The following is a 7,351-nucleotide window of genomic DNA, read 5'->3' on the forward strand; positions in this document are numbered from 1 at the left end:
CTCGATTTATTTCACATTTTTATGTTTGCTTGCACGTTTTTCTTTTTCTGCATCGGGATGCGAACGGTTACGGCGGCGCCTCTGCCGGGGAAGGAAACGACGCTCAGTCCGTAAGGAGTCCCGTACTGCAGCTTTAATCTCGCGTGGACGTTGGCGAGTCCGACGGATTTGTCCCCCGGCGTCGGGCTTTCGTAATAATCGTCGCCGGAGGCGGACAATTGCTCGCGAATGAGGTTCATTCGCTCTTCGTCGATGCCGGGACCGTTGTCCACCACTTCAATGAACAGATCGTCCTGGGCGTCGTAAGCGCTGATGATGATTTCCGCTTCGCCGTGCGTGGCCTCCACCGCGTATTTGACGGCGTTCTCGACGATCGGTTGAACCGTCAGCTTCACCAGCCGCACGTCCATATACTTTTCGGGAATATAGTTTTTGCCGATATGCCGGTCGTTGAACCGGATACGAATGATTTCCAGATACTCGTTCAGATGGACGATTTCGTCCCGCAGGCTGACTTCGATCCTGTCGGATTTTGCGGTATAGCGGAAAAAAGCGGCCAGGTTGCCCACCATGCGTTCGATTTTCGGTACGTCCTCCAGAAAAGCGATACTTTTGATAATGTCCAGCGAATTGTATAGAAAATGGGGATTGATCTGATTTTGCAGCGCATGGATCGTAGCGTCCTTCTGCCGCAATTCCAGATTCATTTCGCGGATTTGGAACCGGTATACTTTGTCGATGAGTTCGTTAAGGGTGGTGAGCATATGCGCGAAATTGTTGCCGAGCATCTGGAATTCGTCGCGGCTCGGCAGGACGTCGACCGTAACGTTGAGATCGCCTCGCCTCACCTCGCGCATATTTTTGTTCAACTTCATGACCGGCGCCAGCAGCGCTCGGGTCAGCAGCGGGACAATGAGGAAGACGAAGGCGAGCAGGAACAGCATGACCATAATGATGGAATTGCGCGCCACGTGCAGACCGGACGCCATCTCCGGCAGGGGCACGACGGCCATAATGCGCCAGCCCGTAAAGTCCGAGGCGCTGTAAGTCGTCAAGAACTTGACCTTATCCACCGTCAGGATGGAGTCGGGTCGAATGCGGCTGAACGGAGACAAACGGGATTCGGCGATGGATTGGCCGACGAGCGCCGGATCGGGGTGGTAGACGATATGATCGCCCGGATCGAGGATGAAGAAATAACCCGTGTCGCCGATCGGCGTTCCTCCCATGATTTTGCGAATTTCCGTCGTGGACACGTTCAGAATCAATCTGCCGACGATTTTGACCTTCTTGGTATTGTAGATGGGCACGACGAGCGGAACGACCGGAATTCGGCTCAGCCTGGACTGCTTCATCTGCAGCAGCGTCGGCACCGGCTGCGGAGGCTGCTCCTGCCAGCGCTGCTGCCGGTAGACGGCGGCGTCGCTCTCTCCGCGGGAGGAGACGACTTCGCCCGTATTCGAGATGAGCACCATGCTCTCGATTTCCGAATAGCTGAGCGTGATGTGCAGCTTGAACAGATTTTCGATCTGCAGCCGGTTCTGCGCCGTTCGCTCGATACTCCCCGCCAGCCATTCCTGAATAATGTAAGAGTCCGGGATGTGCAGCAGCGAATCGCCGGACAATTGCAGCGAGCCGGCGACCATCGCGTAGGTGGACTCCGCCATGCTGTTCAGGTACTGGTCGATCTGATTGTTCAGGCCGGCGGAAGCTCCGTTGGCGAGCGTGTAGAAATCTTTGCTCGTCGCTTTCGTATAGTAGTGGTGCGCGGATAAGGCAATCGTGAACACGCCGGTCAGACTCACGAGGAGAAAACCGAGAATCATCTTCTGCCGCAGGGAGAAATAGTGAAGAAACGAAGGGTAGCGCTTCATGGGTTTATCCTCTTCTTGTACTCGCCGGGAGACAGCCCGGTCGTGTTTTTGAATACCCGTACGAAGTAAGAATGCGTGCTGAATCCGGTTTCCTCGGCGATTTCATACGCCTTGAGCGAGGTGTCGCGCAGCAGCTCCTTGGCTTTGTGAATCCGGGTTTCCTGAATATACTGAACGAGCGTTTTGCCCGTATATTCCTTGAACCTGAGGCTGAAGTGGGAGACGCTCATGTGCGTCGCGGCGGCCATCTGCGTGAGCGAGATGTCTTTCTTGTAATGCTGCCCGATATATTCGCACGCTTTTCTCATCGCCGTGCGATGGTTGTCCAGCGCGGCGGACTCGCTCTTGTGCAGCACCCACGTTTCCAGCAGCGTCTGCAAGTGCCGGCGGATGGTCGGATCGTCCGTCGATCTGCCGATGTCCAGCGCGCTTGCGGGCGCCTGCAGATCGCGCAGCAGCGACAGCAGACGATGCTCGAACAGTCTCAGCAGATTCAGCTTCGCCGGACCGTCGAGCCGGGGCATCGCCAGCACCTGGTCGATCAATTGCAGCGCCTTGCGATAGAAGAGACCGCTGTCCGCCGGATCGAACCGGTCGAGCAAATTGCGGAAGCCGACCAGCAGACGGTTGAGCTCTCCGTTGCTCCCGAGCTGCGCGGCGGAGCGTTTAAGAGCCTCGTGAAGCTGCTCCATCTGCACCGGCTTCAGCAAATATTCGGTGACGCCGTAGCGTATGGCCCGCCGCGCGTACTCGAAATTGTCGTAACCGCTCAGAATTACGAAGGTCATCGGGATTTGCTGTTCGACTACCCGTTCGATGAGAGCCAGCCCGTCCATCTGGGGCATCATGACGTCGGTGACGAGAATGGCCGGCCACAGTTCCTCGATCAGCGTCCAGGCTTCCTGGCCGTTCCTCGCCTCTCCCGCGAGTACGAAGTCGTCGCCCATCCGGTTGATCATCTCGGCGACCGATTGTCTGATCCACTGTTCGTCTTCGGCAATCAATACATGATACATAGTCTACCTCGCCATCCTCAGGGGCGATTCGCCCCCTTGTATTCGCTTTCATTTCGCGGGTCCGGCCGCGCCAAGCCGAAAAGCCGGCAGACTACATATCATGCCGGACGCATTCGCCGCTCGCGCGCTCGCTATTCCGATGCCGAACCGTCTTCTTTACTGTAGCAGATTTGCGGCTATTACTGAACCGCAACATCGTTCGTTCGCCTCTCCCTCCTTTGTCCGTTTCCATCGCGGCCCTTCGGCAGCGCCGACAGGCTGGGGAACGCGTCCGGACCAGTCTATACAGGGGGGTGTTTTGGTTTTTTATGCCGCTCCTTATAATAATTAGCGATTGCAATACGGATAACATCCCGTATGAATTGGAAAGGCAGATTGCGTTGCGGTTGATTTTCGGGCGAAAGGGAAGGAGTAAGAAGATGTTCGAATTGCTGCAAGAGAAAGTGAGCGGCTCGGTGCTGCTGCACGGAGACGGCTCTTACGAGACGAGAAGGTCGCTGTGGAATGCGGCGATCGACAACAAGCCGGCCGCGGTGGTCGTCTGCTGGTCGGAAGCGGACATCGCGGAGGCGGTTCGGTTCGCGGCCGACCGCCGAATCGCGGTATCCATGCGAGCCGGAGGCCATCATGTAGGCGGCACGGCGGCGGGCGAAGGAGCGCTGATGCTGGATCTGTCCGGAATGAACAAGGTGGAAGTGGATCCCGTTCGCCGCGTGGCCGTTGTAGAAGCCGGAGCGACGCTGGGCGACGTGGACCGGGAGACGCAGAAGCACGGGCTTGCCGTACCGACCGGAACGGTGTCCAAAACCGGCATCGCCGGGCTGACGCTGAACGGAGGTCTCGGGTACTTAAGGCGTAAATACGGACTGACCTGCGACCATCTGATCGGAGCTCGGCTGGTGACGGCAAACGGGGAGACGATCGAGGTCGGCGAGAGCGAGTTTCCCGAACTGTTGTGGGCATTACGCGGAGGCGGAGGCAACTTCGGCGTCGTCTCCAGCTTCGTTTACCGGTTGCAGCCAGTAGGCCCGGAAGTGCTGGCGATCGATATTCTCTACGATTATGCCGATTTGCGGTCGATCCTGACACAGGCTCGCGACTATGCCAAGTCTGCGCCGGACGAAGTGACGTTTAACATCACGGCTACGCAGCTGCCTCCGGCGCCGTTCCTGCCGGAAGCGCTGCACAACCGGAGGGTGGCGATCGTGTCCGGCATGTACGCGGGCAGTTCGGAGGAGGGAGAAGCGGCCATCGGACCGCTGCGCAGATGGGCGACTCCGATTGCCGACCAGAGCGCCGTCATTTCCTACGAAGCGCTGCAGCAGAAGCTGGACCCGCTCGTGCCGGATTCGGTTCCGGTGTCGGGCACGTCGCTTTATTTTGCCGAGCTGGACGACGAGGCCATCGATCGTTTTCTGCGGCAGCTCGACCATGCGCCGACTCCGGCGATTTTGGCCCAACTATGGCCGCTCGGCGGGCAGATGAATCGAATTGCCGCGCAGGATACGGCTTTCGCCAACCGCGACGCTTCCTTCGTCCTGCTGCTCGATGCGATGGCGATGGGCGCTTCGATCGACAGCTGCCGCGAATGGACGCAAGCCGTCTATGCCGACCTGCTGCCTTTTTCGCTGAAGCAATCTTCTTATTTGAACGGAATCGCCCCGGGCGGCGAAGTGGTCCGACACGCGTTCGGCGGCAACTTCGAGCGGCTCCGGGAGTTGAAGCGGCAGTGGGATCCCGATAATCGCTTCCGCCACAACCACAACATCGATCCGCAATAAAACCTATATCCCTATATTCAGGAGGAATTCCCCAATGAGAAAAGTCATGAAAAAAGCGGCCACGGCCACTTTGCTTTCCGCCGCCGTCGCCCTCTCGATTCCCGCGTTCGCTTCGGCGGCCGCAAGCTCTCCGATCGTTTCTCTCAACGGCAAGCCGCTTCCGCTCACCGGCAGCTATATTTCCGACGGACGGACCTACGTCAACATCGCCGAATTGTCCGAGCTGTTCGGCCTGCCTTATACGTTGGATACCCAAGCCGGAACCTTGTCCGTCAACGGGAAGCCGCTTCCGATTCAATTGAAAGGCGGCGTGCCGTTCGCGCCGGTCCGCGAGTTGTCCGCCGCGGCGGGAGCCGAAATTCGTTGGAACAAAGCCGCGAATACAGTGCAGATTACGTTCGGAGAACAGGGAGTTTCGGAGAACGCGCTGGTTGTGTACGGAGATACCGTGCAAATGGGAAGCTGTCTCGTTATGAACCGTTTTATTCCCGGCGATGCGATCGTCTTCCGCATGAAAGCGACCGATTCGGCAACGGGACAGCTGGCGGAGGGAGCCAAGCTGCAAGTGCACCTTTCCACCGGGGAAGTGCTCGATATGCAGTTGGGCGACCATCCTCCGGAAGTGCCGGGCGCCGACAGATTCTGGAGCGCCAAGTACGAGGTGACGGAAGATACGCCCAAGGGAACGCTTAATTATCGCGTAACGGCGCAATCGGGAGACAAGAAGGGCGAATTCAAGCCTTTTAACGTCGTGCCTTCTCTGCTTACGATTGTGTCCCCGGATCAGCTGGTTCCGGCGACCGACGTGCCGGCTTCGGAGCCTGCCGCCGACGGTGAAGCATGATCGTGCGTCATCGCGAGATTGGATTTGCGAACGGGCGACAGGGAGCTGCACGGCGGACTGCCGGCAAACTGGCGGCGATGCTGCTGGCAGCCGGACTGCTGCTCCCCTGGCTCTTGTCCGCGTCGGCGGCCGCAGAGACCGGGAAGGGAACGCTCATGCTGGCGCAAAATCAGGGAACGGTGCGATCGGTCGTTGAATTCGAGGCGACGGGACTGAACCCGAATAAACCGGCAAAGCTGATCTGGGTAACGGTAGACGGCAGCTACGAACTGGATGGCATTTATTCCTTCGTCGGCCAACGATACATGGAGCGCGAGGAAGTGGCGCTTGCCGGAACGACGGACCGGGTGGGACGCTGGAGCGGCAGCTTCAAAGTGCCGGAAGGCTTCGGCGGAGATCATACCGTGTACGTCCGCCAGGACGGCGAACGCCTGGCCCAGAACGTCTATTTTGTCCGTCCGACGTTTAAGATGTCGCCGGAATCCGGTCCGGTGGGCACGGAAATTACGATTGAGGCGGAAGGCATCGGCTGGACGACGATGGAGAGCAACTGGCAGCTGACCTATGACAACAAGTTTACCGGTCTGATCTCCGCCGTATCGACGAACGGCAAGGCGACGGCCAAGATTCGCGCCGCGGGTCCCGCGGGCAAGCATACGCTGACGATCTGGCACGGTTATCGCGGGGCGGCGTATCTCAATCACCAGCAAGCTCCGACCGCCTATTTGCCGGTTCCAACCTTCGAGTTCGAAGTTACGGACGGAGCGGCGGATCTGACGAACGCGGTAGAGCCGGTGCCTGCCGGCGGCGGAGGCGTCGTCGTTCCCGAATTGCGCAACAAGCCGAACGTGAAGGTGGCGGTCAGCCGCGACTCCGGCGCGGTCGGCGATCCGGTAACGCTGACCGCGGAAGGGCTTCCGACCGGCAAGCCGGTGGAGTTGGTCTGGAATACGATGGCCGGAAGCCGCGTATCCGGTACGGGATTTGCCGAGAAGCAGATTGCGCTTGGTCGCTCCGCGACCGACGGAGAAGGGAAGCTGACGTATCCGTTCGCGATTCCCGAGGACTTGGGCGGAGTGCCGCACCGGATCGACGTGAAGGTTGGGGGCGTCGTCTACGGACAGGCTTATGTCGGAATCGTCCCGTCCATCGTCGGCATGGAGCCGGCGTCCGGTCCGGCCGGAACGGCGGTGGAGATCACGCTGCAAGGTGTCGGATGGACCGAATTCGACAATGCCTTCTATATGACTTACGACAACGCCTATACCGGCTACATGTGCGGGTTCAACAGCCAGGGCACCGTGAAGTTTACGGTCGTCGCTTCCGGCGAACCGGGAACGCATCTGATCGATCTGTATCCCGGCATTTACCAGGGGCGTCAGACGACGCCGAATGTCTATCTGGCGCCTCAACTGACGTACGGCGAGGATCACCCGGGAACGCGAATTCCCGCGATCCGGATGAGTTTCAACGTTACGGAAGAATCCTGATTTTTTAGATCAAATCGGAACACCTCCTTTTATTTGTACAAGGGAGGTGTTCTGATTCGTTCCCGTGATAGAACAAACAAGGAGATTGGCGCCGAACTGGGCATCGGGCGAGAAACGGTCGGACCGAGGCAGGGCGCAATTCTTTTTTGGCTGTTCGGAATGATGTCCCCGTTCCATCACCTTTCGTTTTTCTTCTAGTCCTGTCGACAAGCCTGGTGAATAGTGTAGTATAATGAAGGAAAGTGCGAACTGTTCCCACCACAACCTGACCAGAAATGGACAATAAAAAGTGGGCGATTGCGAAAGCAATCGAACTTTGTATCGGAATAGACAGGGGAAGTACCTG

Annotated in this window: 5 protein-coding genes; 3 read left to right on the forward strand and 2 right to left on the reverse strand. The window is 58.3% G+C overall.

The window, feature by feature from the left end; all coding sequences use genetic code 11:
* Positions 1-11 precede the first annotated feature (11 nt).
* Together ACFFT4_RS31325 and ACFFT4_RS31330 are read right to left on the reverse strand one after the other, a co-directional pair.
* Positions 12-1,874: a sensor histidine kinase gene (locus tag ACFFT4_RS31325; protein WP_378053053.1), complete on the reverse strand. Its 1,863-nt coding sequence runs from the start codon at positions 1,872-1,874 to the stop codon at positions 12-14.
* Positions 1,871-2,890, reverse strand: coding sequence for a response regulator transcription factor (locus tag ACFFT4_RS31330; RefSeq protein WP_378053054.1), 1,020 nt, complete (start codon positions 2,888-2,890; stop codon positions 1,871-1,873). The genes ACFFT4_RS31325 and ACFFT4_RS31330 overlap by 4 nt, the downstream gene beginning before the upstream one ends.
* Positions 2,891-3,309: 419 nt before the next feature.
* On the opposite strand from ACFFT4_RS31330, the gene ACFFT4_RS31335 reads away from it, so the two are divergent.
* The 3 genes from ACFFT4_RS31335 to ACFFT4_RS31345 are packed head-to-tail and all read left to right on the forward strand — an operon-like array spanning position 3,310 to position 7,005.
* Positions 3,310-4,671, forward strand: coding sequence for an FAD-binding oxidoreductase (locus ACFFT4_RS31335; protein WP_378053055.1), 1,362 nt, complete (start codon positions 3,310-3,312; stop codon positions 4,669-4,671).
* A 34-nt stretch (positions 4,672-4,705) separates the two neighbouring features.
* Positions 4,706-5,515, forward strand: coding sequence for a stalk domain-containing protein (locus ACFFT4_RS31340; protein WP_378053056.1), 810 nt, complete (start codon positions 4,706-4,708; stop codon positions 5,513-5,515).
* A gap of 2 nt (positions 5,516-5,517) precedes the next feature.
* The gene (locus tag ACFFT4_RS31345) at positions 5,518-7,005 is read left to right on the forward strand and encodes a hypothetical protein (protein WP_378053057.1); all 1,488 of its coding nucleotides are present in this window, start codon (positions 5,518-5,520) and stop codon (positions 7,003-7,005) included.
* The last annotated feature ends 346 nt before the right edge of the window (positions 7,006-7,351 follow it).

Origin of the sequence: Cohnella cellulosilytica (assembly GCF_042431195.1) — a bacterium.
Lineage (GTDB): Bacteria > Bacillota > Bacilli > Paenibacillales > Paenibacillaceae > Cohnella > Cohnella cellulosilytica.